Raw genomic sequence first — 25461 nt, 5'->3', positions numbered from 1 at the left:
CGGGCCGCCGCTTTCGCCTCATCGTGGGTCACCGGCGGATCCGGTCCGCGCACGGAGCGGGGATTTCATCGAATGTGGCCGCGAAAGGGTCGCGCTGCGGCGAAAGCCGGGTAATTGATAATCGGCGACTTGCGGCGGGCGAACGATTCTAATCAGTGACAACACTGTGGACAAGTAGTAATTCCTCGCCTGTCCCGCGCCCGGTGCCCGCACCTAGGCTGCGATCGGCGGACCGCCAGGAGTGACAGCGGTTCGACGGGGTGCCGTGTTCCGTCACCGAGTGCTGCCGGAGGCCATCGTGAGCATCGACGAGGTGACGACGACGCCCGGCGGTCCGGCCGGGTACAGCGTGGAGGAGCTCGCCCGCAAGGTCGGGATGTCGCCGCGCAACATCCGCGCCCACCAGGCCCGGCGACTGCTGCCCCCGCCGGTGCGGCACGGTCGTGCCGCGCTCTACGACGACTCCCACGTCCGCCGGCTGGACGCGATCCTCGCCCTGCAGCGGCAGGGCTTCAACCTGGTGTCCATCGAGGCGATGCTGGGGGTCCGGGCCAGTGACGAGGCGCCCGACGGGCTGACCGCCATGCTGCAACGCCTGACCGCCGACCGTCCGGCGCTGGCCCACGCGCTGACCCGGCACGGGGTGATCGGCCGGACCACCGACGGCACCGTCCGCACGGTCCGACCCCGCCCGCTACGCGCCGCCCTGGACCTGCATCGGGTACGCGTCCGGCCCTGCAGACCCTCAGCGAGGTGTTGGACAGCCTCCGGCCGGTGGCCGACGAGCTGGTCGCCGCCGTCACCGCCCGGCTGCTGGCCCTCGCGCCGGAACTGGTCCGCGGCGGTGCCCGCGCGTCCTGGGCCGACCTCGACCGGGAAACCCTGCTGCTGACCCAGGGCGTGGTCAACGTGCTCACCGAGGCGTTCCGGCTCGCCGTGGAAAACCAGTCGGAGGCACACGTCGCCGAGCTGCTGGAGAACCACCTCGACACGGACGTGTGCCTGCAGGACAGCACCGTCATCGACAACGGCTGACCGACCCGTCAGCCCGTCGCGGGCTGCCCGTCCACCTGCCGGCTCTCCACCTCGGCGTCGGCCCGTTCCGGCTCGGTCAGCAGTTGCCGCCGCGCCAGCCTGTGGAACAGCCCCTCCTGGTCGCTCATCAACTCGTCGAAGGTGCCCCGCTGGACGATCCGCCCCGCTTCGAGGACCACGATGGTGTCCGCCGCACGAACCGTGGACAACCGATGCGCGATCACCACCCGCGTCGCGGCCAGGGCCGCGGTGCTCCGACTGACCACCTCCTGGGTCCGGTTGTCCAGCGCGCTCGTCGCCTCGTCGAGGAAGATGATCCGGGGCAGGGGAGCCAGCGCGCGGGCGATCAGCACCCGTTGACGCTGCCCGACCGAGAGCGTGCCGCCACCGAACGGCACCATCGTGCTCATCCCCATCGGCAATGCCTCCAGGTCGTCGGCGAGGCCGGCCATCCGGGCCGCCTCCCAGACCTGGTCCAGGGGAAAGCTGCCGGCGCCACAGATGTTGTCCCGTACCGAGCCGGCAAAGAGCTGGCCATCCTGCAGGACCACCCCGCACTGCCGGCGGACCGCGTGTACGTCGAGTTCGGAGAGGTCCTGGCCGTCGTAGAGCACCGCGCCCTGCTGCTGGCGTTCGAAGCCGAGCAGCAACCGGAGCAGCGTGGACTTCCCGCAGCCACTCGGCCCGACGATGGCGACGAACTCACCCGGGCGGACGTGCAGGTCAATGTCGACGAGCACCGGCGGCTCGTCCGGCTGGTAGGCGAAGGTGAGCCGGTGCAGCGCCACCTCGCCGCGCAGCTCGCCCGGGTCCACCCGGTCCGGCCGCGCCTCGGGATCGGCGCGCAGGATCTCCCGCAGGCTGCCCAGCCGGGGCACCGCCGCGATCACCTCGACCCCGGCCGACACCAGCACCAGCAGCGCGCCGAGCAGCATCGCGAAGCCGACGTTGAGGATGAAGAAGTCAGCCGGCGCGACCCGGCCGGCGAGCGGCCCCATCAGCACGGCGAACAGGACCAGTTGACCGGCGACTGGCAGCACGGTGCCGAAGGCGACCAGGCCCGCCTGACTCTGCCGGACCCGTTGCAGCGACGCGCGGGCCGTGGCTGCCACCTCCGACCAGCGCGCGTGGGCCCGGGTCTCGGCGGCGGCCAGTTTGATCTTCACGATGCCGCCGAGCAGCTGATTGGTCATCGCCGCCGCCCGGTGCTCGGCCGGCAACGCGGACCGCTGCTGACGGACGATCAGGACGGCGAACGCGCCGAAGGTCAGCATGGTGACGGCGACGATCCCCGCTCCCCACAGCCCGAGCACGGGCTCGACCACCAGGAGCATGCCGAGGGTCACCGCGACCGTCGCGGCCGCCGAGACGAGTTGCGGCAGCAGCGCGCTCAGCGCCTCACCGACGTACGAGATCCCCAACATCGAGTTGGCGATCTCACCGCTGCTGCGACCGGTGAAGAACCGGGCCGGCAGCCGCATGAGCCGGTCCCAGATCGCCAACTGCGCGCCGGACTGCAACCGGCCGTCCAGCCGCAGCAGACGCAGGTTCTGCACCACGCCGACCAATCCCGCGACCACCGCCGCGCTGAGCATCAGCGCGACGAAGCCGACGAGGCCGTTCACCTCGCCCTGCCGGGCCAGCTGCCCGAGCACCTCACCGGTGGCCAGCGGCACGCCCAGGCTCAGCAGCGCCACGCAGGCGGCGGCGAACAGCAGACCCCGCACGTCACGGGACGCGCCGACCAGCCCGGCCCGCAGCAGGTGGCGCATCCGCGCGGTCGGCGGCAGCGGCGCCTGCACCTCGGTCGCCTCGGCGGCGAACGTCGCGGCCACCGTCGCGTCGATCGGCGCGTACGCCCGGGTGTCCGGGTCGACGTGGTGGTAGCGACCGCGGCGGAACAGCAGCGGCACCGCCACGGGGTGCTCCGGGTCACCGCCGGCCCGCCACCCCACCAGCGGACCCAGGTCGCGCCGCCACCAGCGGTCCGGCAGCCGCACCGCACGGAGGAACAGGCTGGACGCCCGGGTCACCGCGTGTACGGCCGCCCGATCGTCAAGCGGCGCGCGGCTGCGGTCGGCCGGCTCGTTGATCGGGGTGCCCATCCCGGCGGTGACAACCCGGAGCAGCGAGGCCGCCCGCCCGTACCTGTCGAAGCCGGCCTCGGTGTCCGGGACCGGCACCGCGCCGCCCGCGCGGATCACCCCGATCGAGCGGCGGGCCGCCGCGGCGAGCACCGCCGCGTCGGTCTGCCGGCGCCGCCGTACGGCGCTCAGCAGGGCCGCGTCGGCCTCCTCGATCCGGGTCTCCACCATTCGCAGCAGCCGGGCCACGTGCTGGTCGACGGCCGAGCGGAGCTGACCGTTGACCAGCAGGTCCCAGCTACCGTGGCTCTCCACCGCGCACGGCGACTCGGCCACCACCCAGTCCCGCTCGGTGACCAGCAGCAGCTCCCGCTCGCCCGACATCTCCGCCGGGCCACCGTCGTTGCGGCGCAGCTGACCGCCGGCGCTGCGCAGCCACCAGGCACCACCGGTGGCGGTGAGGGCGCTACCCGGCGCCAGCGAGATGATCTCGCGTCCACACAGGGTGGACGCCTCCCGGGGCGCCTGCCCCCGACGCAACGCGTCGGCGACGGTGACCAGCACCAGATCCACCGCCTCGACCAGTTCCGTCGCGGCCACCCGCGCCCGCGGTGACGCCCTCTCGTCCGCCACCCGGCCGAGCCGGACGTGGCGCTCCAGCAGGGACTGGTGCCGCCGGGACAGCCCGCGTAGCTCCGTGCCGGGCAGCGGCACCAGGATCAACTGCCACGCACCGATCGCGGTGGACGTCGGCACCAGGCCACCGGCGGGCAGCCGAGCCACATGGTGGCGACGCGAGGGGCTCATCCCGGCCCGGCGCACCGCGAACAGATCGGCCTCACCCCCGGTCACCAGCCAGCCGGCCACCGGACCGTCCAGGCGGCAGACCTCGCGTACGCCCTCCGCGCAGAAGCCGATCAGGCCGCCGGCCGGGGAATCCTCCACCGCGCCACTCATCAGCGTCTCCTCGGATCGTCGTGGTCAGTGGTCCCGGACCAGGCGCGCGTACGCCCCGTCCTGGGCGACCAGGTGCTCATGGGTGCCGCGTTCGACCTCCCGACCGCCGTCCAGCACGACGATCAGGTCGCAGTCGCGGACCGTGGACAGCCGGTGGGCCACGATCAGGCAGGTCGCCCCCCGACGGCGCAGGTGCATGTCGATCCGGCGTTCGGTCTCGGCGTCCAGCGCACTCGTGGCCTCGTCCAGCACCAGCACCCGGGGGTTGCGCACGAGCGCGCGGGCGATCTCCAGCCGCTGCCGCTGGCCGCCGGAGAAGTTGCGGGCGTTCTCCCGTACCGGGCTGCCCAGGCCACCCGGACGGGCGGCGACCTCGTCGTAGAGGCAGGCGTCGGTGAGCGCGGTGACGACGTCCTCGTCGGCGACCGTGAGGTCCCACATGGTGACGTTGTCCCGGACCGTACCCTCGAACAGCCGTTGGTCCTGGTCCACCATCGCGACGGTGGCCGCCCACAGACCGTCGTCGGCCGCAGCCCGCTCCAGGCCGTCCACGGTGACCCGTCCGGTCCACGGCCGGTAGAGCCCGGCGACCAGCCGACCCACCGTCGACTTGCCGCTGCCCGAGCGCCCGACCAGCGCCACCCGCGCCCCCGGCGGCAGGTCCAGGCTGAAGTTCTCCAGCAGGGGACGGCCCAACGGGTTGTAGCCGAAGGTGATCTCCTCGATGCGCAGGTGCCCCTCCACCGGCGTCAACGGGCGGGCGGGTTGGTCCTCGGCCGACGGCAGCGGATAGCGCTCCACGTCGCGCAGCCGGTTGAGGTCGGCGCTCATGTCCTGCAGGCGCGAGCCCAGCGCGGTCAGGTTGCCCAGCGGACGGTTCATCGCGGCGGCCAGACTCTGCATGCCGACGAGCACGCCGACGCTCATCGCCTCCGCCACGACCTGCCGGCTGCCCAAGCCGAGCAGCACCGCGGTGGTCGCCGAGGCGAGGAGCGCCGGCAGGACGGACAGCACCGCGGTGGGCACCCCCAGCCGCTGCTGACGGCTGGCGACGGTGGCATGGCGGGCCGCGAACCGGGCCACCGCGCGTTCCTCCTCGCCGCCGGCCTTCACCGTCTCGATCATCTGAACCGTGGTGTACACGGTGGTCACCAGCTTGCTGCGATCCGCCTGCAGTCCGGCGACGGCCGTCGACCGCGTCGAGGCGACATAGCGCAGCACGCTGACGTTCAGCCCCGCGAGGACCACCGCGCACAGTCCGAGCAGCAGGTCGTACTGGCAGAGCAGTGCCCCGTACGCCAGCACCAGGCCGGTGTCCACCACGGTGGTGGCCGTCCGACGGGTCAACACCTCGGCGACCACCTCGTTGCCGCGGACCCGCTGGCTGAGGTCGGCGGCCTGCCGCTGGTCGAAGAAGGCCGGCGGCAGCCGCAGCAGATGTCGGAAGAACCGGGCGGCGCTGGCGAGGGCGAGCGCCGTCTCCGCGCGTACGGTCAGGCGTTGCTGGAGCAGGCCGGCCAGGAAGGTCAGCACGGTGGCCACCGCCACCGCCGCCACCAGCCCGGCGAACGCGGCCCGGTCCTCCTGCAGCAGCACCCGGTCGACGAAGACCTTCGCCATCACCGGGATGGTCAGACCGACAACGGCGATCAGCAGGCCGAGCAGCAGCATCTGCGCGATCGCCGAGCCCGGGCCGCGCCACCGCTCGGCCAGCGCACGCACCAGCCGGTAGCGGCTGCCGCCGGGCCGGAACTCCGGGCCGGGCTCCATGGTGAGCACGATGCCGGTGAAGGCACCGTCGAACTCCTCCCAGCTCACCGCACGGGGACCGGTGGCCGGATCGTTGATGAAGACCTTGCGACCCAGCCCCTCCAACACCACGAAGTGCTCGAAGCGCCAGAACAGCACCGCCGGCAGCGCCACCGTGGCCAGGCCGGCCAGATCCATCTGGAAACCCTTGGCCACCATGCCGTACCGGCGGGCACCCTTGAGCACGGTGGCCGCGGTCGAGCCGTCCCGACTGACGCCGCACACCCGGCGCAACTCCTCCAGGGGCACGTGCCGGCCGTGGTGCGCGAGCAGGATCCCCAGCGCGGCGGCACCGCACTCCACCGCCTCCATCTGGATCAGGGTGGGCGTACGGACCCGTCGCCGCCGGATCCTGGGCAGCGCCGGCGTGCCGCTGGCGGCGCTCGTCGGCGCGCTCATCGCCGCAGCAACCAGTCGATCGGGTGTTCCCGGTCCATGGTGAACCAGGCGGTGACCTCGCTCGCCGAGTTGAGCTGGAACGGCGGCGGAGACTTGGTCCAACGTAGGCCGCCCGGGGCGGCCGGGTCGGGCTCCAGGGCGACAGTCACCCGGACCACGCTGCCGCGGGCGAGCAGCCGCCGGACGTCCGGCCCGGTGCCCAGGAAGGCGCGCAGCGAGGCCTCGGTCTCCGGAAACGCGCCGACAGTGGTCACCTGGCCGGCCAGGGTGCCGAACACGTTGCGTGGCGCGGCCGCGGCGGCCACCTCGACGGACACCCCGGGTTGCAGCAGCGGCGCGGCGACGGCCGGGGCGTAGACGACGGCCTGCAACGCGTCTCCGGCGGTGTCGAGCCGTTCCAGGTCGGCCAGGTGTGTGCCCGGGGTGACGATCTCACCCTCGGAGACCAGCCAGGCCACGACGTACGCGTCGCCCGGCGCGGTCTCCACCCGCACCTGGCCGTCGGTTGTGCGCAGGCTGTAGAGCGGGGTGCCCTTCGGCACCCGCTGGTGCGGCGCCGCCCACACCTTGGTGACCTGGCCGCTCTCCAGCGCGTCGAGGGCCGAGATCCCGTTCGAGTGGATCAGCACCCCGGCCGCCTCGACGGTCCGGGGCACCACCGTGCGCACCGACCAGACACCCGCCGCGACCACCACGATGACAAGCGCGGTCGTGGCCAGCCAGTTCGGCACCGTGGTCAGCCGGACCGCCCGGTCCAGTTGCTCGGGCGCCTCCAACTGGCGCAACGCCTGCCGCCGGAACTTCATGGCCGGCCTCCCGCTCCGGCCGGGCCCGCGGGTCGGCGGGAGCCGAGCAGGAAGTCGGCGACGCTCGGCTCGACAAGCGGGTCGAGCCCGGACAACTCGGCGAAGGACTGGGAGTCGCCGGCGCCGAGAGCGCAGGGCGCCAGCCCCATGGCGGTGGCGACGAGATACATCTGCTGGGTCAGCACACCCGCGTCCTTGAGAATCATGGCGTAGCTCATCCCTTCGTACTTCCACATGAGCCGCTGGACCCGGGCGGTGACCACCAGGACCGTCTGCGGTGGCCGAGGCAGGGCGCCGGCCGCCCGGGCGTACGCCAGCAGCCGGTCCGCGGCCGGTCCCCACCCGGCGACCGGCTCCAGCCGGTGCCCGACCGCGTCGTAGTGGTAGAGCCCGGGGTCGAGCCCGGCGCACCGCGCGACAAGTGGATAGATCTCCAGCTCGTACACGCCGCCACCGCCCGGGTAGGGCCGGTGGCCGACCTCCTGCCCGCCGGTCTCGCCGAGGGCGCTGGTGCGCTGCGACCGGTACAGGAATTCGGCAAGCCTCTCCAGGGGCAGCGGTGCCGCGTCGTCGTGGTCGCGCACGCTGCGGCGGTCCCTGACGACCTGGCTGAACGCGGGGTCGGCCTTGGTGATCGTCGCCAGGTCCGGCAGCGGCAACTCGACCGCGCGACCCCCGTCGTACGGGCGGCGTAGCGGAAGCGGCGCGAAGCGTCCCCTCATCCGGTAGGTGCCACCCACCGGCAGCGCGTGCCGGCCGGCCCGGGATCGGTGGTGCAGCCGCAACTCCTCAGGCGACCAGTAGGCGAGCGGCGCGTCGTCGCACTCCGCCGTGAACTCGGCGTCGGTGACCAGGATCCGGGCGGTGGCCAACTCGTCGAGCACCCGTCCGGCGGCTTCCGGCGCCACGCCGAGCGTGCGGGCCACCGCATCGGACCCGACGCCCGGCACGGCGGCGGCCAGCACCGCGCCGAGGGCGGCGTCGGCGCAGCCGACCGCGATCGTGCTCAGCGGCGACGCGGCCATCAGCATGCCGTGTTCGTGCTGGAGGGCGGCGAAGCGGGAGAGCCGGTAGCGGACCCCGGGGGTGTGCAGGCGGCTCTCCGGCAGACTGCCCCGACCCAGGCCGGTGGGCACCAGGTCGAGCAGCGCCCGGTCGTCGACCTGGACGCGTCGCTCCAGCCAGGAGTGGGCGAGTAGCCGGCGCAGCAGCAGCTGCGCGGGCAGCACCCGGTTCTCCCCCTCCAACCCGCTGACCAGCCGGCCGACCTCGACGTCGTTGACCCAGTCGGCGGCGAGCCGCAGCAGCAGCGCCCGCCGGCCCATGCCCGGTTGGTCCAGGGTGAGCTGGAAGCGGGTCTGCCGCAGGGTCAGCGAGCCGTCCTCACCGAGTCGCAGCTCCGCGTCCCGGCGCAGCCGGTACGACTCCTGCACCGGCGGACCGCCGACGGTGCCGCTCACGCCGGCCGCCCACCGACCGGATCCACCATGCTGATCATCTGCGTGTCCCTCGCTAGAAGAAGACGTTCAGCGGGTTGGCCGACGTCTCGCTGACGGCCAGCGGGCTCCGGCCGAGGCGGGCCGGCACGTCCCACAGCCGGCCCGGCCCGAGCCGGCGCCAGAAGTGCCGCAGGCCCGGCACGACGACCTTCACGACCGCCAGGTCGACGTCCGGACGGGACTGGTCGACGACGATCACCTCCAGGCCGGCCCGCTCGGCCCGGCGTACGCACCGCCGCACGTCGTCCCCGACGTCGCCGGTGGTCAGCGACGGGTGGTCGGCCGCGGTGCGCGGCGCCCGGGTGGGATCCGGGGCCAGCCAGGGCTGGTCGGCCACCCGCACGGTGCCGAACCAGCGTGCGGTGTCCGGGTCGTCGGCGCCGTACCGGTTGCCGCCGGAGGCCGGCCCGGCCACGGCGGGCAGGAACTGGTTCACCTCGGTGAGCGCCCGGGTCAGCGCGACCCGCGCGTCCAGGTGCGCGCCGAACCCGACGAGCACGTCCTCCGGCCCCGCACCGAGCCGCCGGGACACCGCGGCGAACGTGGGTACGCCAAGGTCGGCGGTCAGGTCCAGGGCCCACAGCTCACGGCCGAGGGCGGTGGCGTGGTGGTCGACGCAGGCGGCGGTCCACGGGTCGGCGAACGAGGCGAGGTCCACCCCCGGCATCCGGGACCTGTGGTACCACCACAGGGCCACGCCGTCGCGCTCCACGAGTTCGCAGAAGCCCTGCACGATCGCCTCGGACAGGGTTCCGCCGGCCGCGCAGCCGTTCGAGTCGGCCGAGCACACCCCCAGCCCGGTCAGCTCCGGATGCCCGTACCAGCAGTGCGCGGCGGGCAGCTCGCGCGGAGTCTGGCGGGTCAGCGACCAGCCCGTGGTCCAGTCCAGCTCCACGTCGTCGGGCAGCCGGCGGGGAACGCGGTGCAGGTGGCCCAGGTCGCGGTTGAGCCGGTCCCGGTCGACGTACTGGCGTTCCGAGAACAGCAGCAACTCCCGCAGGTGCACCGCCCGGTCCGGGCCGAGCTGCCGGTAGGTGGCCCGGTGCACCGGGCGGTCGCCGCGCCACACCCCGCAGTAGCGCTCCACCGCCTCCCCGACCGCGCTCATCCGGGCCTGCAGGTCGGTCCGGCCCTTGCCGCCGCTCTGCCCGCGCAGGTTGCGGCGCAACGCGGCGAGCTGGCGGGGCTGGGCGAAGTTGTGCCCGGCCGAGTAGGTGTGGGTGACGCCGTTGTCGGTCGCCTCCAGCGGGGTCAGCCGACTCACCACGCCCAGATACCTGCTGACGTGCTGGGCGAGCGCGGCGTACGCCTCGGCGGGTTCCCGGGTGCGGGACTCCCCGCCCCGACTGGGCTGGGTGCCGCTCGGGGGCAGGTCGATCCGGGGCTCGGCCTTGCCGACCAGGTCCGGGTCACCGCAGGCGGGACACTGCGGCTGGCGTACCAGCTGGTGGCTCTCCGTGCCCAGGTCCCGGGTGTCCAGGGCGACCATCCGGCCGGTGAGACGGGGTGACGTGCCCCGGACGGCGAGCACGGCGAGTTCGGCGGCGAGCAGCCCGGCGGCCATGGTGGCAAGTCCGGGCAGGACCGCGCGGCCGGGCTGCGGCAGTGCAGCGGCCAACTCCTGCCCGTCGAGGAAGGCGTTCACCTGTTCGTTCTCCTGCCACCGCTGCCGCAGGCAGGCCCAGCAGCCGGTGCGGCCCGGCACCAGGTGCGGGCCGAGGAAGACGACGTTGCCGTGTGGCCGGGCCAGCGTCCACGCTCGACCACTGGCCAGGTAACGGTCGTTGATCAGCGCCAGCCGGGGGTCGAGCATCGACGACGGCAGCACCAGCACCTGGGCGGCGCCCGGGTCGGGGCCGTCCGGACCGACCACTGTCACGCGGAGCCCGAGGGCGCGCAGCGCGTCGGCGGTCTCGGGCACCCCTGGCGCGCCGAGGTCCACGATGGTGACCGCTCCGCCGGCCATCCACCGCTGGCCGGCCTCGGGCGGGACACCCCGGGCGTCCCAGCCGGCGGCCTCGGCCGGCGAGGTGTGCGCCGGACCGGACACCAGCAGCCCGTGGTCGCGCAACCGGGCGAGGGCGGCGGCCACGGCGGCGACGGGGTGTCGGGTGGCCAGCCGAGCCACCACGTCGGCAAGCGGCACGACGCCGTCGAGCTGGTCGGCCAGGTCCGCGGCGACCGGGTCGTCGATGAGCAGGCTGCGGGTCTCCCCCAGCACCACGAGCGGACCGTCGGGCAGCCGCACCGGCACATAGTCCGATCGGAAGCGCGGACGCCACATGGTTCCTCCCGAGCCTGGTGGCCGGAGGGCCGGCCCCGCCGGCGATCACGGCTGCTGTCATCGTCGCGGTCGCGGGCGTCCGATCCGAGGGATGCCACCGGTTTCTGCCGCCGGGGGCGTCGTCGACACTCGGTGGCCGGTCAGCCGGCGGTGACGGTCAGCGCGGTGTCGTTGAGCCCCAGCACCGACGTGCCAGCGGCCTGCGCCGGCACGAGCAGCACGAACGTCTCCACCCGGGTGACCCGGATCGACTGTCCGCGGACCGCCTTGAGGTGACCGGTGGCGATCAGGTCCGGGCTCTGCGGCACCATCTGGACGGTGGCCGGGCCGCCGGGCGCGGGACTCAGCGTGTCGGTGGCGTGCAGCGTCAGGAAGGTGAGGGTGCCGGTCGGCACCGCCACCGCGCAGTCGGACCACTCCGCCCGGTCCATCGTCCGCCGCACCGCCGCACCGGCACCGGCGAGCTGCTGCCCGTAGACCTCCCAACCACCGGCGAACTGGCCGTCGAGCAGCGGGCTCGACGCGACGAGGGACCGGTTGCCCGTCGTGGACCCGATGCTGCGGGCGAACACCTCGGCGGCGAGGGCCCGACGGCTGGTCTCGTCGAGTGCGGTCCCGCCCGCCGTGGCCGGCCGGCCGTCGATGCTCCGCGCGGCCACGAGCGACGGTTGGCTGACCTGGACGTTGTGGCTGAGCTTCCACTGGCCGTCGGCGCCGCGCACGAACTGGCTGACGTCGGTCGGCGCCAGCTCCGAACCGGTCAGCCGGAGAGTGGCGGTGACGAGGAAGCAGGCCGGGTCGCCGGGCGGCAGCGCGAAGGCCGGGTTGATGTGCTGGAAGGACGGTTGCGTCCGTTGGTGGTAGGTGGCCCGGCGTACCGCGGCGATACTCAGGTCCAGTGCGGGCGGGACCTCCTGGGCCCGCAGCGCCTCGACGTCACCGGCCACCGAGGCCGCCGAGTCGGCCTGGTCAAAGGCGGTGAGGACGAGCGCGGCCCGGTCCCGGCCGAAGGTCGCCGAACCCTCAGGTGCCGGGGTGGCCGCGTCCACCGGCTCGCCACCGCAGCCGGTCAGCACGAGCAGCGCCACCGTGGCGGCGGCGAACGGCATCGCCGGCACCGGCGCGGTGAGGGTACGCGGGCTCCTGACGGATCTACTGCCCATCATCTCGTCCTCCATCCACCACCGGTGCACGGGATTCGCGCCCGATGCAGTCGAGTATGTGAGCGGCGCTCGGGCCACGACGGTGGCGGCGCGGCCTCGTGCTGCCCGGCCTGTGGACGTTGCACGAAACGATGTCATCCGGCCCCGGTCGCGGTCATCGATCGGTGCCGTCGAGGCGTGCGACCCAGGCGACCAGAGCCGACCGGGAGGCGACGCCCGCCTTGCGGTAGATGCGGGTCAGGTGCGCCTCCACGGTGCGGGGGCTGATGTTCAGTTGCCGCCCGATCAGTCGGCTGGTGGCCCCGGTCGCCGCCAGCCGCGCGATGTGCCACTCCCGGTCGGTCAGCGCGGCGACCTCACGCGGGCCGACCGGACGGGCCAGCCGCAGACCGACCCGTTCCGTCCCGCACCACCCGGCCAGTTCCAGCGCGCGGCGGCGGGCCCGCGCCGCCAGGCCGGTCTGGTCCGCGGCTTCGGCCGCCCGGGCCAGCGACGCCAGCGCGAGGCTGCGCCGGAGCACCATCCCGCCGGAGCGGAACAGGTCGGCCGCGGTCTCCAGGTGCGGCAGCGCCGCGGACGCCTCGCCGCGGGCGAGCAGCACCTCGCCGTACGCCGACTCGGCGAAGCCCCGTTGCCCGGGGAGACCCACCTGATTCGCCTCGGCCTGCGCCAGCCGTGCCTGCCGCTCGGCGTCGGCCACATCACCGGCGGCGAGAGCGGCGGCACAGAGCAGCTCGAACCACCTGGGCCGGAGGGTGCTCTGCAGGCGGCTCAGCCGGCTGTCGCCGCCGGCCGACCGCACCAGGTCGGCACAGGTCGCCGGGTCACCGGACAACAGCGCCGCGGTCGCCAGCGCCGTCGCGGCGGTACGACCGCACCAGGTGGCGAGGTCGGTGGCGATACCGGCGGCGCTGCGGGCCAGCGCCACCGCCCGGTCGTCGTCGCGCAGGCCACCACGCCACGCTGTCGCCTCCGCCTCGAACGCCAGGGCGAAGCCCAGCAGGTGGTGACTGCCGATCCGGCGGGCGACGATGCCCGCCTCGGTGGCCAGTCCGATGGCGACGGTCAGCTGGCCGCCGTGGTAGGCCACCTGACTGCGACCGAGCAGCAGCTGGCACAGCCCGTCGTCGCGGTGCGAGGCGCGGACGAGCGTCAGCCCACGGTCGAGGTGCCGTCGCGCGTCGGCCTGCCGTTCGAGGTACAACTCGGTGAGGCCGAGCGCGGTGAGACAGTCGGGGTGGTCTCGCACGTCCCCATCCGGCAGCGAGTCGACGATCCGGGCGCCGGCGTCGAGCAGGGCCCTGGCGTCGTCGAGCGCACCGTCGTGGACGGCGGCCAGACTGCGGACGGCCAGCAGGCCGGCCCGGTCCGCGCCGGAGCCGCCGAGGTCTGCGCCGAGCATGTCGGGCAGCCCGGCCACCGGGCGGCCGGCCAGGATGCCGGCGGCGCCGATCTCGGTGGCGAGCCGGTAGCCTCCGGTGGGTCCGGCACCGGCCGGCAGGGCGGCCAGCTCGCGCCGGCTGATCGCCACCGCTTCGGCGTAGTTGCCGAGCAGTCGCTCCACGCGCGCCAACAGAGCTACCGCCTGCGCCCGTCGTCCCAGGGAATCGGCTGGGAACAGCGGCACGATCTCCTGCAGCAGTGCCCGGCTCTCGGCCAGGTCACCCGCCTCCCCGATGATCTGGGCCAGCACGAGTGACACCTCGTGACGACGCTGCGTCCGGCCGGCCGTCGCACGCAGCGCCAACCGCAGCCAGCGGATGGCCAGGTCCGGCGTCTCGCACCGGACCTCCTGCGCGGCACGGTAGAGCACTGTGACGCAGCCCTCGACCCAGCGGCCGTTCGGGAGGGCGAGCAGGCGTTCCGCGTAACGGGCCCGGTCCGCGGGCGGTGCGCCCAGCTCGACGAGCGCGCTGAGCGCCCGCCCGCACGCCTCCGCCTGCCACGCCGGGTCGGTGTCCTGCGCGACAGCCAGTCGCAGCACCGGGTGCCGGAAGGCGAACCGTCCGGTGCCGGGGACACGGCGGATCAGGTCGAGCCGGGCCAACCGCCAGCCGACCTCGGCAGCCAGGGCGGCCGGGACCTGCGCGACCTCGGCGAGCAGGTCCGCGGCGAAGGGCGCGTCGACGATCGCCCCGGCCCGTAGGCAGGCCAGGTCGACGGAGGGCAGGTCGGTCCACTCGCGACGCAGCTCGGCCACCGCCGCGTCGGACAACCGGGCACCCGGTGCCGCACGGGTCGGGTCGGCGCCTGTCGAGACGGGGTCGACCGGCAGCGCCGCCAGGTAACCGGGGTTGCCGCCGGTCAGGTCGTACCGGGCGCGCACCTCCGCCTGGCTGACGCAGGGGTGCAGCAGTGCGACCTCGGCGAGGCTGAGCGGTCGCAGTTCGATCCGATCGTGTGACGTCGTCGCCGCATCGGCGTGTTCGTCGGGGTCTGGTGGGCCGAACGGCATCGGGGTCGCCATCTGCCGCGGGCGGTGGACGAGCACGAGCAGCAGCGGGGCTGGTACCGGATACCGCAGCAGGTGGGCGATCAGCCCGGTGGAGGAGGCGTCCGCCCAGTGCAGGTCGTCGAGGACCAGCACCAGACCGTCCCGGGCGGCCAGGCCGATCAGTCGACGGGCCAGCTGGTAGGTCCGGAACCGCCGGACGTCCGAGGCCCGCGCCGGCGCCGGCGGCACCTCGGCGGCGGACTCGGCCCAGGTCTGCCCGGGGGAACGTCCGGCGCGCAGCCCACATCGGGGTGCCTGCCCCGCCGTGAAGGCGTGCCGGAACACGTGGAAGGGAACGCCCCGCTCGTCCGGCGAGCAGGTCCCCACAGCCCAGGGGACGGCGGGGACGCTCCGCTGCAGTGCCTCGTGGACGAACCGCGTCTTGCCGATGCCCGGCTCCCCGACCACCTCGCAGACCATTTGCCAGCCACGGTTGAGCACGGCGGCCTGGGCTCTCCTGATGTGCGCCAACTGTGGTTGCCGCCCGACGAAGCGCGGGCTTGTTGACGCGCTTTCCAGCCCAGATTCCATCACGCAGACCAGACGCCTTCCGGCACGCTCCAGGGAAATTGGAGGCACTATACCGGAGCACCGCCAATTGTCGAAAGATACCGATGCGAACGGCTCCTATTCGGCAAGTTGCAGGTCCGGGCACGGTTCTTTCCCGAGGTCGCGCCACACCCACCGAAACGGACCGGTCACCCAAACGGTGCAACGATGCCCCTGAAACGGACTAAATGGCCTCCCCTGTCGCGCCCCGACGCCCGGGGAGCGGTTCCCCAGACGGCATGGCCCTCTGCACGGCTCCGACCAGGACAATCGGGTAATCAGCGGAGAGCTGCACCCGCCCGGCATACCCCAATGTTTATCGCCGCCTATGTCAATCCCGGGGTCAGCGGGGCTTGCGAACTGCGCCGCCGCACGGGTGTCGACGGCGACAAATGGCTGGACCCGCTCGCATAATTGACCACCCTCTGCCGACCGTCAAGAAGTGAACACAGCAGGAAGCGGTGGATGCAAGCACACGAAGGGACAAAAAATAGAAGCCGTAGGCGTCGCGCGGACGGAAACGGGCGGAGCACCCTCTCGGTCGATCGATGCTCGGACCACACGCGGCAACCGGGGTGTGGCCCGCCGAGCCGTCGGCCCCAGCGCGGGACGCTTGTCCACCGGCATGGACGCCGCCCGACGATAATGCTCGGGTGCTGACACCCGACGACTGGTGGGACGCGGTAGAGCCTCGGTTGCTGACGCGGATAGACGAGGCTCTGCGCACGGATCGACTGATCCAGGCGATCCTCCTGCTGCGGGGGGAAGGCGGACCGCAACCGCAACCCGGCCTGTACGAGGCACAGGATCTGCTGGTCGAGCGACGCGCCGAACTGGACCGACAGGGCCTGCTGCCGCCCGAGCCACCGCCGCCGACGACCTCGCAGCTCATCGCGAGGGCCGACGCCATCGCCGCACCGATCAGCGCGGTCGAAGCCTGTTGGGACGGCGACTCCCAGGGCTGGTGCGTCGACCTCGTGGCGATCGTCAGCCGACCGGGCCGAGACCACGATCACTTCGACGAGGTGCGGTTGGCGACGCTCCGAGAGGGCAGCGACACCCGCCTGTTCACCGGGCAGGTGCCGCCGTGGCCGGAGGCGCAACAGGCGGTCGAGCACGGCCAGGCAGTCGTGCGGCATGCCGGCGTGCCGTTCCACTTCACCAGCCCGGACGCCCCGGACGTGGACCTGCCACGCTGGTGGGACACCCAACCCGCCGACCGGGCCGAGCACCCGACAGAGCAGCGTGGCAGCGCCCCGGATGCCTAGGGCGTAACGGAGACGTGAGCGGTGACGATCCGCCAGCCGACGGGCAGGCGTACCCAGGTCTGGGTCTGCCGCCCGGTGGCGTCGGCGCCGGCGTACCCGAATCGGGTCGTCACGACCGCCAGGTCCGGGCCGAACGTGGTGACCACCGGGTCGACCAGCCGGCGGCCGGCCGGCAGTGGTGGCTGCGCCGCCCGCCACTTGCGCTGCTCGTCCAACCCGTACTGGTGGTCGGCGAGGCCGAACCGCACGGTCCGGTCGGAGTCCCAGAAGTACCCGCAGATCTCCTCGGCGTCGCCGTCGGCCAGCGCCCGTTCGTAGGCGGCGAAGGCCGCCGTCACCTCGGCGATCACGTCCGTCCGGTCGATCTCCATGCGGTACGTCCCTTCGATCCGGTGGGTCGGGAACCGGCCGGCCCGGTCGGTGGCAGTGCCGCCCCCGGCCGGGCCCGCTGGCTCAGCCGCTCAGCGCCGACGTCCGCCGCTCGCCGTCGGCCCGATCGGTGCTGACGTCGGCCGGACCGTGCTCCCGCTCCAGTGCGGCCTCCTCCGGGTCGGGCACGCGGGGCGTGGGGCGACCCAGCGCGAAGACCCCGCAGATCACCGCGACGAAGAGGTAGCCGAGTGCCACCTGGCCGTTGGCGTTCCACTCGACGCGCTCGCCGTGGATCAGCCCGATGAACGACAGCACCGCGCCGGTGCCGGCGAAGATCGCGGCCCGGACGAACCGCTTGTCGATGATGAAGACCACCACCGCGCCGAGCACCAGGCCGGCGAGGATCGCGCCCTGACCGAGCACCAGCAGCCCGTCGTAGACCACGCCCGCACCGTTGAGCGCATCGTCGCCGACCGCCGCGGCGGTGGTGCCGGCCGCCGCCAACGCGTTGTCGATCTGCCCGGTCGCCCAGGCCGCGATGTTCGGGATGAGCGCGGCGACCACGGCTGCGGCGTGCGCCCGGGGGGTCGCCTGGAACGCCTGTGCGCCGATCAGCAGTCCGATGTAGAGCAGGATCGGCACGATGGCCGCCGTCGGGAAGATCGCGCCGAGCAGCCCGAACATGCCGAGGAAGCAGAGCACCGCGATCACCACGCCGGTCGCCATCGAGTAGCCGCTGCGCCCGCCGGCCGCCTTCCACCCCGGGTGTCCGACATAGACGGCCGGCGGGAAGGGCGAGCCGAGCGCGGCCCCGATCACCGCGCCCGCGCCGTCGGCCAGCAGCACGCTGCGCAGGTTGTAGTTGTCCCCCGCGGTGGCGGCGCTCTCCACGTTCGTCATGCCCTCGGTGAAGTTGTAGACGCCGAGCGGAATCGCCGTCGCCAGCAGCGGCGCCATGTCCGCCAGCCCGGTGAGAAGCAGGTCCAGCTTGAACGAGGGTACGGCGATCGCGATGTCCCGGGCGGCGGCCGTGAGGTCCGGCACCGACATCGCCCCGCCGGCCCAGCCGATCGCGGTGCCGAGCAGCAGGGCGGCGAGCCCGATCGGAAAGTTGAACGGCAGCTTGACGTCGGTGAGCAGACCGATCAGCAGCAGCGCGAGGACCGGTAGGGCCACCCAGGCCATCCGCCACATCTGCCCGGCCGGGTTCATCGAGATGAACGTGATGGAGATCCCCGCGAGGGTGCCGAGCAGCGCGGCCCGGGGCGCGTACCGGCGGATGTAGGGCCCGACGAACGCGCCGATCAGCACGATCACGCCGATGATGAAGGCCCACGCCAGCCCGGCCTCCCAGGCCCGTACGGGATCCTGGGTACGCAGGTAGATCGGCAACATGATGACGAAGATGACGATGAACATGTGCGGCACGCTCGGCCCGTACGGCAGGGCCGTCACGTCGGCGCGCTGCTCCCGTCGGGCCAGTCGGCGGGCCAGCCAGGTGTAGTAGATGTTGCCGGCGACCAGGGCGATGCCCAACGCCGGCAGGATGGTGCCGAACACCTCCCCCTCGGGAAGGTTCACCACGGCCAGGCAGAGCCCGGTCAGGGTGAGCACGTTGACCAGTACGTTGACGCCGAAGCCGAAGAAGGCGTTGGTGTCGCCGCGTACCCAGTACGGGAGCGGGGCGACGGTGGGCTTTGTCGAGACCATGGCTGCTCCCGGTCAGGAAGAGGGTTGCAACACTCCGGTGGTGGGCAGCGCGGCGCGTACCTGCGCCGACTCGGCGACCCACCCGAAGATCCCGCCCTGGGCGGCGATCATGTCGAGCCCGACCCGCTGGAACTCGGGGAAGTAGGACCCGACGCAGTCCGCGAGTACGAGACACTCGTACCCGCGGTCGTTGGCCTCCCGGATGGTCGTGTGCACGCACACCTCGGTGGTGACCCCGGTGACCAGGAGACTGCGGATGCCCCGCTTCACGAGCAGGCCGTCCAGTTCGGTGGCGTAGAAGGCGCCCTTGCCGGGCTTGTCGATGACCGGCTCGTCGGGCAGCGGGGCCAGTTCGTCGATGATGTCGTGGCCGTACTCGCCGCGGACCAGGATCCGGCCCTTGGGTCCGAGGTCACCGATCCGCTTGCTGGGCGCTCCGCGGCTGAGCTTTGCCGGTGGGCAGTCGGACAGGTCGGGCAGGTGCCCCTCGCGGGTGTGCACGATTGCCAGGCCGACGGCGCGGGCGTCGGCCAGCAGCGCCGCCAGCGGCGCGATGGTACGACGCAGTTGGCCGACGTCGTTGCCCAGGCTGGCACCGAACCCGCCGGGTTCCAGGAAGTCGCGCTGCATGTCGATGACGAGCAGCGCCGTGGTTGAGAGGTCGAAGGCGTACGGGCCGGGCCGTGCGGCGGGGATGGTCAACATGGGCGCACCTCACTGGGCCGTGGCGGCGATGACGTCGTCGGATGTGGTGACGCAACCGAAGACGCCGCCCTGCATGGTGACCATGTGCAGTGCCGCGTCGTGGTTGGCCTTGTCGGTGGCACCGGTGCAGTCGGAGAGGATCAGGCACTCGTAACCCCGGTCGTTCGCCTCGCGCATCGTGGTGTGCACGCAGACGTCGGTGGTGATGCCGGTGAGGATCAGGTGGGTGATGCCCCGGGTACGGAGCACCAGGTCGAGGTTCGTGGCGTAGAACGCGCCCTTGCCCGGCTTGTCGATGATCACCTCGCCGGCCACCGGGGCGACCTCGGGCACGATCTCCCAGCCCGGCTCGCCCCTGATCAGGATCCGACCGGCCGGGCCGGCGGTGCCGATCTCGGCGCCGATGCGCGCCGACCGCCACCGCTTGTTCGCCGGCAGGTCCGACAGCTGCGGGTCGTGCCCCTCCCGGGTGTGCACGACGAGCATTCCGAGCGATCGGGCGTGCTCCAGCAACCGGGCGGTGGCCGGCAGACCGGCCCGGGTGAGGCCGATGTCGTAACCCATCGCGTCGACGTAGCCGCCCGGCCCGCAGAAGTCGGTCTGCCAGTCGATACAGAGCAGCGCGGTATGCGCGGTGTCCGCCGCGCCGTCGTACGGCCACGGGTAGGGGTTGGCCGGTACCGGCCCGATGGTGCCCATCCTCTCGCCTCCTGTCGTGATCGCTGGTGCTGGTGCTGGTGCGTCAGCGCCGGGTGGCGGCGCGCCGGTAGGCCCGCCACCCACCGGTGGCGCTGATGTCCTCGGCCGGTGGGCCGACGGCGTACGCCTCGCAGAGGAAACCGAGCACGTCGCGCCCGTCGTCGAGCCGGATCCAGCCGAGCGAGAGTGGGGTTGGGACCCCGGCCAGCAAACCGCCGACCGCGGAACCGGGCAGTCGCCACAGCTCGACCTCGATCGAATGGCCCGCCGGTCCGTCCGGCGCCACCCGGACCAGGCCGGGCAGTCCCTCGCCGTCGGGCGTGTCCATCCGGAAGAGCCGGTAGAGCGGCGCGGTGCGGGCGGTGTCGACGAGGGCGCCGCCGTGCCCGACCAGTTCACCGTTGCGGGACTCGCCCGTCAGGTGCCGACCCACCACGGCGATCAGCAGTTCCGCCGGGCGCTGTGCCGGTGGTGGGTTGACCTCGACCGTGCGGGTCGGTGCGCCGCCGTCGGTGAGGGTGGCGGCCAGCCGGGCCAGGGTGGTGTCGCTGAACGCCGGGCCGATGAGGGTCAGGCTCGCCGGGCGGCCGGTGCTGGTGAACCCATTGGGTACGGTCACCGCGGCCAGGTCGAGCAGGTTCGCGAACTGGGTGTAGCGGCCGAGCATGGCGTTGCGCCCGATCGGGTCCTCGGCGATCTCGTCGAGCGTGAACGTGGTGCCGACGGTGGGCACGACCAGCACGTCGATGTCCTGCCAGAGCGTGTCGACCTGTGCGCGCAGCTCGCGCAGACGGTGCTGGCCCCGGAAGGCGTCGATCGCGTCGTAGCGCCGCCCGGTCTCCAGCACGGCCCGGGTGACCGCGAGGACCGACTCTGGATGTGACCGCAGGAAGCCGTCCAGCGCCACCAGCCGTTCGGCCACCCAGGGTCCCCGATAGAGCAGGTCGCCGGCCTCGAAGAAGTCGCCGAGCGGCACGAACCGTCGGGTCCCGACGAAGGTGCGCAGCCGTTGCACCCCGGCGACGAACCGGGCCTCCTGCCCGGCGTCGCCGAAGAACTCAAGGTCTTCTGCCCGGGGCACCCCGAGGCGTAGCGTCCCCGGCACGCGGGCAACCACCCGCTCCTGCGGCAACGGACGCCCCCACGGGTCGGCCGCCGTGACGCCACGGGCCGCGTGCAACACCTCGACGGCGCCGGCGACGTCGGCGGCGAAGACCGACACGCAGTCCAGCGAGCGGCAGGCCGGGACCACGCCGGCCGCGCTGAGCAGGCCCCGGGTGGGTTTGAGGCCGACGATCCCGTTGAGCGCCGCCGGCACCCGACCGGAGCCGGCGGTGTCCGTACCCAGGGCGAAGCTGACCTGGCCGGCGGCGACCGCGACGGCCGAGCCGGAGCTGGAGCCACCGGAGATCAGCCCGCCGCCGAAGATGCTCTCGCAGCTGCCGTACGGCGAGCGGGCGCCGGTCAGACCGGTGGCGAACTGGTCGAGGTTCGTCTTGCCGACGAGCATCGCACCGGCGTCGAGCAGCCGGCGCACCACCGGCGCGTCCTCGGCGGCCCGGTACCCGAAGTCGCGGCAGCCGGCGGTGGTGATCATGCCGGCCACGTCGATGTTGTCCTTGACCGCGAACGGAATCCCGTACAGCGGCAGCGCGGGATCACCGTGGCGGGTCAGCGACTCAGCGCGTGCGCGCAGGCGATCGGCAGGAACGGTGCTGATCCAGACCGGTCCGCCGTCGTGCCCGGCCAGTCCATCCAGGACACGCTCGGCCTGGGCCGCCGGGGTCAGGCCACCGTGGCGGTACGCCGCCCGAAGCTCCGAGATGGACTCCGCTCGATCTGGCATACAGTCGATTGTCGACTGAACTGTTACGAGAACCAGCGCGCTGTGTAACGACGACATGACGGCAGTCCGGCCGCCCCGCGGGCCTAACCGAGGTACGAGCGCGCTCCGTGCCCGGCGAGCACGGTGAGCACCTCCTCCGGATCTCCCCCGGCGACCGCCTCGAACAGCCGCTCGTGCCGGTGCACCCCATCCAGCGGCTGCGCCAGCTCCGCCTCCCGGCGCAGATTGATCGCCATGTAGAGCTGCAACTTCACCAGGATCGACCCGTACACGGCGGAGAGCTGCCGGTTACCGGCGAGCGCCACCAGCGCGACGTGGAACTCCCGGTGCGACTCGGCGACCGCCATCCGGTCGCCGGCCCGGGTCGCCTCCCGCATCTGGTCCAGGGTCGCCCGCAAGCCCGCCAGGTCGCTCTCCCGACCGACCGGGATCCCGGCCCGTACCGAGACCTGCTCCAGGACGTCCCGCAGCTCGTACAGCTCCCGCACGTCGCGGTCCGAGAGGGTGGCAACCCGGACGCCCCGCCGCGGCACGTGCTCGACCAACCCCTGCTGGGCCAGCAACCGCAACGCCTCCCGCAACGGAGCCCGGCTGATGCCCAGCCGCCGAGTCAACTGCTCCTCCACCAGGCGTTCGCCCGGGTCGCTCTTGCCGCTGAGGATCTCCCGGGTCAGCCGAGAGACGGCGAGGTCCACCAGACTGACACTCTCCAGCTCACCATCCACCGACGATGCGGCCACGTCGTTCACACCGATGAGTCTGCCACCTGACCCCGGGCCGACCGGTGCTCGGCCGCGCTCGGCACCAGCGTCCAGATGCGAGCCGCGTCCACCCGAGCCCTGCGGACCGGATCTCACTCTCTGGTGCGTAACCGTCAACACATAGTGACAGCCGTCAATCGGTCAGTCTGGGTCAGGGTGGCCGGAGGGCGACCTCGCCCTGACGCCCTGACCTGCGGATCGCTACCGAACAGGACGCCCTGAATCACCCCACCGGGCCGCTGGGCAACACCACGTTTCGTAGCGACGTCATACGTCAGACGATGATGCTAGTCTATTTCGGCGCGGTAAACGGATCTCGACTGCGGAAGGATCACGATGCCCTCGGATCGGCCGACAGTCAGCTCCGCCTTCACGCGTCATACCCGTGCACGGGCGGCCGGCAACATCCCCACGGCCGCGGCAGGACGCACAGTCGTCCTGCCCAGACGACGGGCGAGCGCCGCCGCGACGCCCGTCCCTGCCCGTGCGGACTCCGGCATCGCCGCGTCCAGCCACGCCGTCCCCGCTGGTCGTTGTCCCGCCAACCCGGACGGGACGTCCGCCCAGCTGCGTGTCGCCGACGCGGGTCGAATGCCGCACGTCGTCAGCAACGCTTACCCAAGGAGGTTTGACTGTGCCACTTCGAAGACTCACCACCCCCTGGATAGGGGCGGCCATGGCCGCCATGATGATGGTCGCCGTCGGGGCGTACGTCATCATGACCGGCGCATCGGCGTCCGCCGCCACCACCGCCGGCTGTGGCAAGGCACCCGGGTTGAACAGCGGCACCCACACCATCCAGAGCAGCGGAAAGACCCGCAGCTTCATCCTTCGGCTGCCCGACAACTACAACAACACCTATGCCCACCGGCTGGCCTTCGGGTTCCACTGGCTGGGCGGCACCTCCAGCCAGGTCGCGGGCGGCGGCTCCGACGGAGCCTCGTGGGCCTACTACGGCATGCTCTCGCAGGCGAACAACACGACGATCTTCGTCGCACCGCAGGGTCTCAACGGCGGCTGGGGCAACTCCAACGGTGAGGACGTCACCTTCACCGACGACATGATCCGCATGATCGACAACGCGCTCTGTGTGGACACCACCCAACGTTTCTCGGTCGGGTTCAGCTACGGCGGCGCGATGAGCTACTCGTTGGCGTGTTCCCGGCCGAACGTGTTCCGTGCGGTCGCGGCAATCGCCGCCCCCGGGGCGATCAGCGGATGCAGCGGCGGCACCCAGCCAGTGGCGTACCTGGGGATTCACGGCATCAACGACAACATCGGGAGCGGACGGTCGCTGCGCGACAGGTTCGTCCGGAACAACGGCTGTGCCGCGCAGACCCCGCCGGAACCGCGGGCGGGCAGCCTGACCCACATCACCACCGCCTACTCGTGCCAGCCCGGATACCCGGTGCTCTGGGCCGCCTTCGACGGCGGCCACCAGCAGGGGCCGGTGGACGGGTGTGCCGGCTGCGAGAGCGGCGCGCGGAGCTGGGTCAAGCAGGAGGTGTGGCGGTTCTTCAGCCAGTTCGGGTCCACCGTGCCGCCCACCAGCGCACCGCCCACCACCACTCCCCCGCCGTCGAGCCCGCCGCCGGGTGGTCAGCAGAACGTGCAGATCGTGGGTAACCAGTCCGGCCGCTGCGTCGACGTCCCCGGTTCCAGCACCACCAACGGGGCCCGCCCGGCGCTGTGGGACTGTCACGGTCGCACCAACCAGCGCTGGACCCACACCTCCAACCGCGCCCTGACCGTCTACGGCAACAAGTGTCTGGACGCCAGCGGGGCGGGCACCAGCAACGGCACCGCTGTCATCATCTGGGACTGCAACGGCCAGCCCAACCAGCAGTGGAACGTGAACTCCAACGGCACCATCACCTCAGCCCAGTCGGGGCTCTGCCTCGACGCCGTCAACTCCGGCACGGCCAACGGAACGCAACTGCACCTCTGGGCCTGCCAGGGCAGCGCCAACCAGCAGTGGAGCACGCGCGCCTAGTGCCGCATCCGGCTCCTGCCGGAGACGCGCCGTCCGGGTCCTGTCCCGGGCGGCGCGTCTCCATCGGCTACCGGCCCGCCTACCATTTCGCCATGGACGACACCACCCACGGCGTACGCATCAGACGTGGCGGCCCGGCCGACGCGTCTGCCGTACTGAAAATGCTCGACGCCGCGGTGACGTGGATGAACGACCGGGGCAATACCGAGCAGTGGGGCACGACCCCGTTCTCCGCGAAACCCGGTGGGACCGATCTGGTCGACCGGTACCTGACCGACAACCTCCCGTACGTCGCTGAGCTGGGCGGGACGCCGGCCGCGACCCTGGTGCTGGACTCCGGACCCAGCCCGCGCGCACCGATCGCGCCTGCGGCAGAACCTGAGCGGTTCGTCCGCCTGCTGGTGACCGACCGACGGTTCGCCGGTCGACACCTCGGGGCGGCCCTGTTGGCACACGCCGTGCAGGAGACTCGCCGCGCCGGCGTGCGGTTGCTGCGGGTGGACTGCTGGGCGGGCGGTGGTGGCGAGTTGGTGGCGTTCTACGAGCGCCACGGGTTCACCCGCACCGACACGTTCCGAGCTGGCTCCTGGCCGGGGCAGGTGCTGGCCCGGCGGGTCGACTGAGTCGCTACCCGACGCATGAGCTGTCCCCGCGATGCGACGCACACGTCCTCAACAGCGGGTGGCGCGGTGCAGCGCGGCGACACCGCCACTGAGGTTGCGCGCCAACCCACCCGCTACCAACCAGATGCACGCGCACAGACCGGGAGGCCAGGAACACCGGGCGAGCAGCGCTAGTCTCCCGCGGGCGACCCGGGCCGACCGATCGCGCGATGCTACCTGCGGCGTGAGCGCAGGAACAGGATGACGACGATGGCCAGCACGACGAGGCCGAAGAAGGCGATCAGCACCGGTTGGGAGACCGGCGTCTTCGGACCGCCGACCACGGCAAGGTTGTCCAGCATGTCAATTCCCGTCCACTGAGGAGTTACGCGTTCGGGACTTCCCGTTCCCAGGATGCGTGACGCG

Annotated in this window: 19 protein-coding genes; 5 read left to right on the top strand and 14 right to left on the bottom strand. The window is 72.6% G+C overall.

Features of this window, described 5'->3' with window-relative positions; all coding sequences use genetic code 11:
- Positions 1-265: 265 nt before the first annotated feature.
- Together ACFYPM_RS20975 and ACFYPM_RS20970 are read left to right on the top strand one after the other, a co-directional pair.
- Positions 266-892 (top strand): MerR family transcriptional regulator, encoded by a 627-nt coding sequence (locus ACFYPM_RS20975; protein ID WP_387199369.1) that lies wholly within the window; start codon positions 266-268, stop codon positions 890-892.
- Entirely contained in the window at positions 775-1035 is a 261-nt protein-coding gene (locus ACFYPM_RS20970; RefSeq protein WP_387199365.1) for a hypothetical protein, read from the top strand. The genes ACFYPM_RS20975 and ACFYPM_RS20970 overlap by 118 nt, the downstream gene beginning before the upstream one ends.
- Before the next feature lie 8 nt (positions 1036-1043).
- Here ACFYPM_RS20970 and ACFYPM_RS20965 read toward each other — a convergent pair whose 3' ends face one another.
- The 7 genes from ACFYPM_RS20965 to ACFYPM_RS20935 form a co-directional block, all read right to left on the bottom strand.
- Positions 1044-4076, bottom strand: coding sequence for an ATP-binding cassette domain-containing protein (locus tag ACFYPM_RS20965; RefSeq protein ID WP_387199362.1), 3033 nt, complete (start codon positions 4074-4076; stop codon positions 1044-1046).
- A gap of 24 nt (positions 4077-4100) precedes the next feature.
- Complete coding sequence (locus tag ACFYPM_RS20960; RefSeq protein WP_387199359.1) at positions 4101-6284, bottom strand: NHLP family bacteriocin export ABC transporter peptidase/permease/ATPase subunit; 2184 nt, start codon at positions 6282-6284, stop codon at positions 4101-4103.
- Positions 6281-7090, bottom strand: a complete 810-nt coding sequence (locus ACFYPM_RS20955; RefSeq protein ID WP_387199357.1) for a hypothetical protein — start codon at positions 7088-7090, stop codon at positions 6281-6283. The genes ACFYPM_RS20960 and ACFYPM_RS20955 overlap by 4 nt, the downstream gene beginning before the upstream one ends.
- A complete protein-coding gene (locus ACFYPM_RS20950; protein ID WP_387199354.1) occupies positions 7087-8550 on the bottom strand; it encodes a SagB family peptide dehydrogenase in 1464 nt (487 codons plus the stop codon). Before ACFYPM_RS20950 ends, ACFYPM_RS20955 begins: the two co-directional genes overlap by 4 nt.
- A gap of 52 nt (positions 8551-8602) precedes the next feature.
- Complete coding sequence (locus ACFYPM_RS20945) at positions 8603-10837, bottom strand: TOMM precursor leader peptide-binding protein (RefSeq protein WP_387199351.1); 2235 nt, start codon at positions 10835-10837, stop codon at positions 8603-8605.
- A 176-nt stretch (positions 10838-11013) separates the two neighbouring features.
- The gene (locus ACFYPM_RS20940) at positions 11014-12039 is read right to left on the bottom strand and encodes a hypothetical protein (RefSeq protein ID WP_387199348.1); all 1026 of its coding nucleotides are present in this window, start codon (positions 12037-12039) and stop codon (positions 11014-11016) included.
- 151 nt (positions 12040-12190) lie between these two features.
- Positions 12191-15061, bottom strand: a complete 2871-nt coding sequence (locus ACFYPM_RS20935; protein ID WP_387199345.1) for an AAA family ATPase — start codon at positions 15059-15061, stop codon at positions 12191-12193.
- Between the two features lie 671 nt (positions 15062-15732).
- Here ACFYPM_RS20935 and ACFYPM_RS20930 point away from each other — a divergent pair.
- Positions 15733-16347 carry a hypothetical protein gene (locus ACFYPM_RS20930; protein WP_387199342.1) on the top strand — a complete coding sequence of 205 codons (615 nt, stop codon included), beginning with the start codon at positions 15733-15735 and terminating at the stop codon, positions 16345-16347.
- Here ACFYPM_RS20930 and ACFYPM_RS20925 read toward each other — a convergent pair.
- The 6 genes from ACFYPM_RS20925 to ACFYPM_RS20900 form a co-directional block, all read right to left on the bottom strand.
- Positions 16344-16718, bottom strand: a complete 375-nt coding sequence (locus ACFYPM_RS20925; protein WP_387199339.1) for an AtzH-like domain-containing protein — start codon at positions 16716-16718, stop codon at positions 16344-16346. The two genes, ACFYPM_RS20930 and ACFYPM_RS20925, sit on opposite strands and share 4 nt — an antisense overlap.
- Before the next feature lie 82 nt (positions 16719-16800).
- Positions 16801-18429, bottom strand: a complete 1629-nt coding sequence (locus ACFYPM_RS20920; protein ID WP_387199336.1) for a regulator — start codon at positions 18427-18429, stop codon at positions 16801-16803.
- A gap of 12 nt (positions 18430-18441) precedes the next feature.
- Positions 18442-19134, bottom strand: coding sequence for a cysteine hydrolase family protein (locus ACFYPM_RS20915; RefSeq protein WP_387199333.1), 693 nt, complete (start codon positions 19132-19134; stop codon positions 18442-18444).
- A gap of 9 nt (positions 19135-19143) precedes the next feature.
- Entirely contained in the window at positions 19144-19833 is a 690-nt protein-coding gene (locus ACFYPM_RS20910; RefSeq protein WP_387199330.1) for a cysteine hydrolase family protein, read from the bottom strand.
- Between the two features lie 43 nt (positions 19834-19876).
- Complete coding sequence (gene atzF / locus ACFYPM_RS20905; protein WP_387199327.1) at positions 19877-21679, bottom strand: allophanate hydrolase; 1803 nt, start codon at positions 21677-21679, stop codon at positions 19877-19879.
- Between the two features lie 83 nt (positions 21680-21762).
- On the bottom strand, positions 21763-22428 hold the full coding sequence (locus ACFYPM_RS20900) for a GntR family transcriptional regulator (RefSeq protein ID WP_387199325.1): 666 nt from the start codon (positions 22426-22428) through the stop codon (positions 21763-21765).
- Positions 22429-23116: 688 nt separating this feature from the next.
- Between ACFYPM_RS20900 and ACFYPM_RS20895 the strand changes: the two genes are divergently transcribed.
- Both ACFYPM_RS20895 and ACFYPM_RS20890 read left to right on the top strand, forming a co-directional pair.
- The gene (locus ACFYPM_RS20895) at positions 23117-24433 is read left to right on the top strand and encodes an RICIN domain-containing protein (RefSeq protein ID WP_387199322.1); all 1317 of its coding nucleotides are present in this window, start codon (positions 23117-23119) and stop codon (positions 24431-24433) included.
- 92 nt (positions 24434-24525) lie between these two features.
- Positions 24526-25056, top strand: coding sequence for a GNAT family N-acetyltransferase (locus ACFYPM_RS20890; protein WP_387199319.1), 531 nt, complete (start codon positions 24526-24528; stop codon positions 25054-25056).
- 212 nt (positions 25057-25268) lie between these two features.
- Here ACFYPM_RS20890 and ACFYPM_RS20885 read toward each other — a convergent pair whose 3' ends face one another.
- Positions 25269-25397, bottom strand: a complete 129-nt coding sequence (locus tag ACFYPM_RS20885) for a hypothetical protein (RefSeq protein ID WP_387199316.1) — start codon at positions 25395-25397, stop codon at positions 25269-25271.
- Positions 25398-25461 lie beyond the last annotated feature (64 nt).

Origin of the sequence: Micromonospora sp. NPDC005203, assembly GCF_042872705.1 — a bacterium.
Lineage (GTDB): Bacteria > Actinomycetota > Actinomycetes > Mycobacteriales > Micromonosporaceae > Micromonospora.
This window is presented reverse-complemented; position numbering and strand designations above follow the sequence as displayed.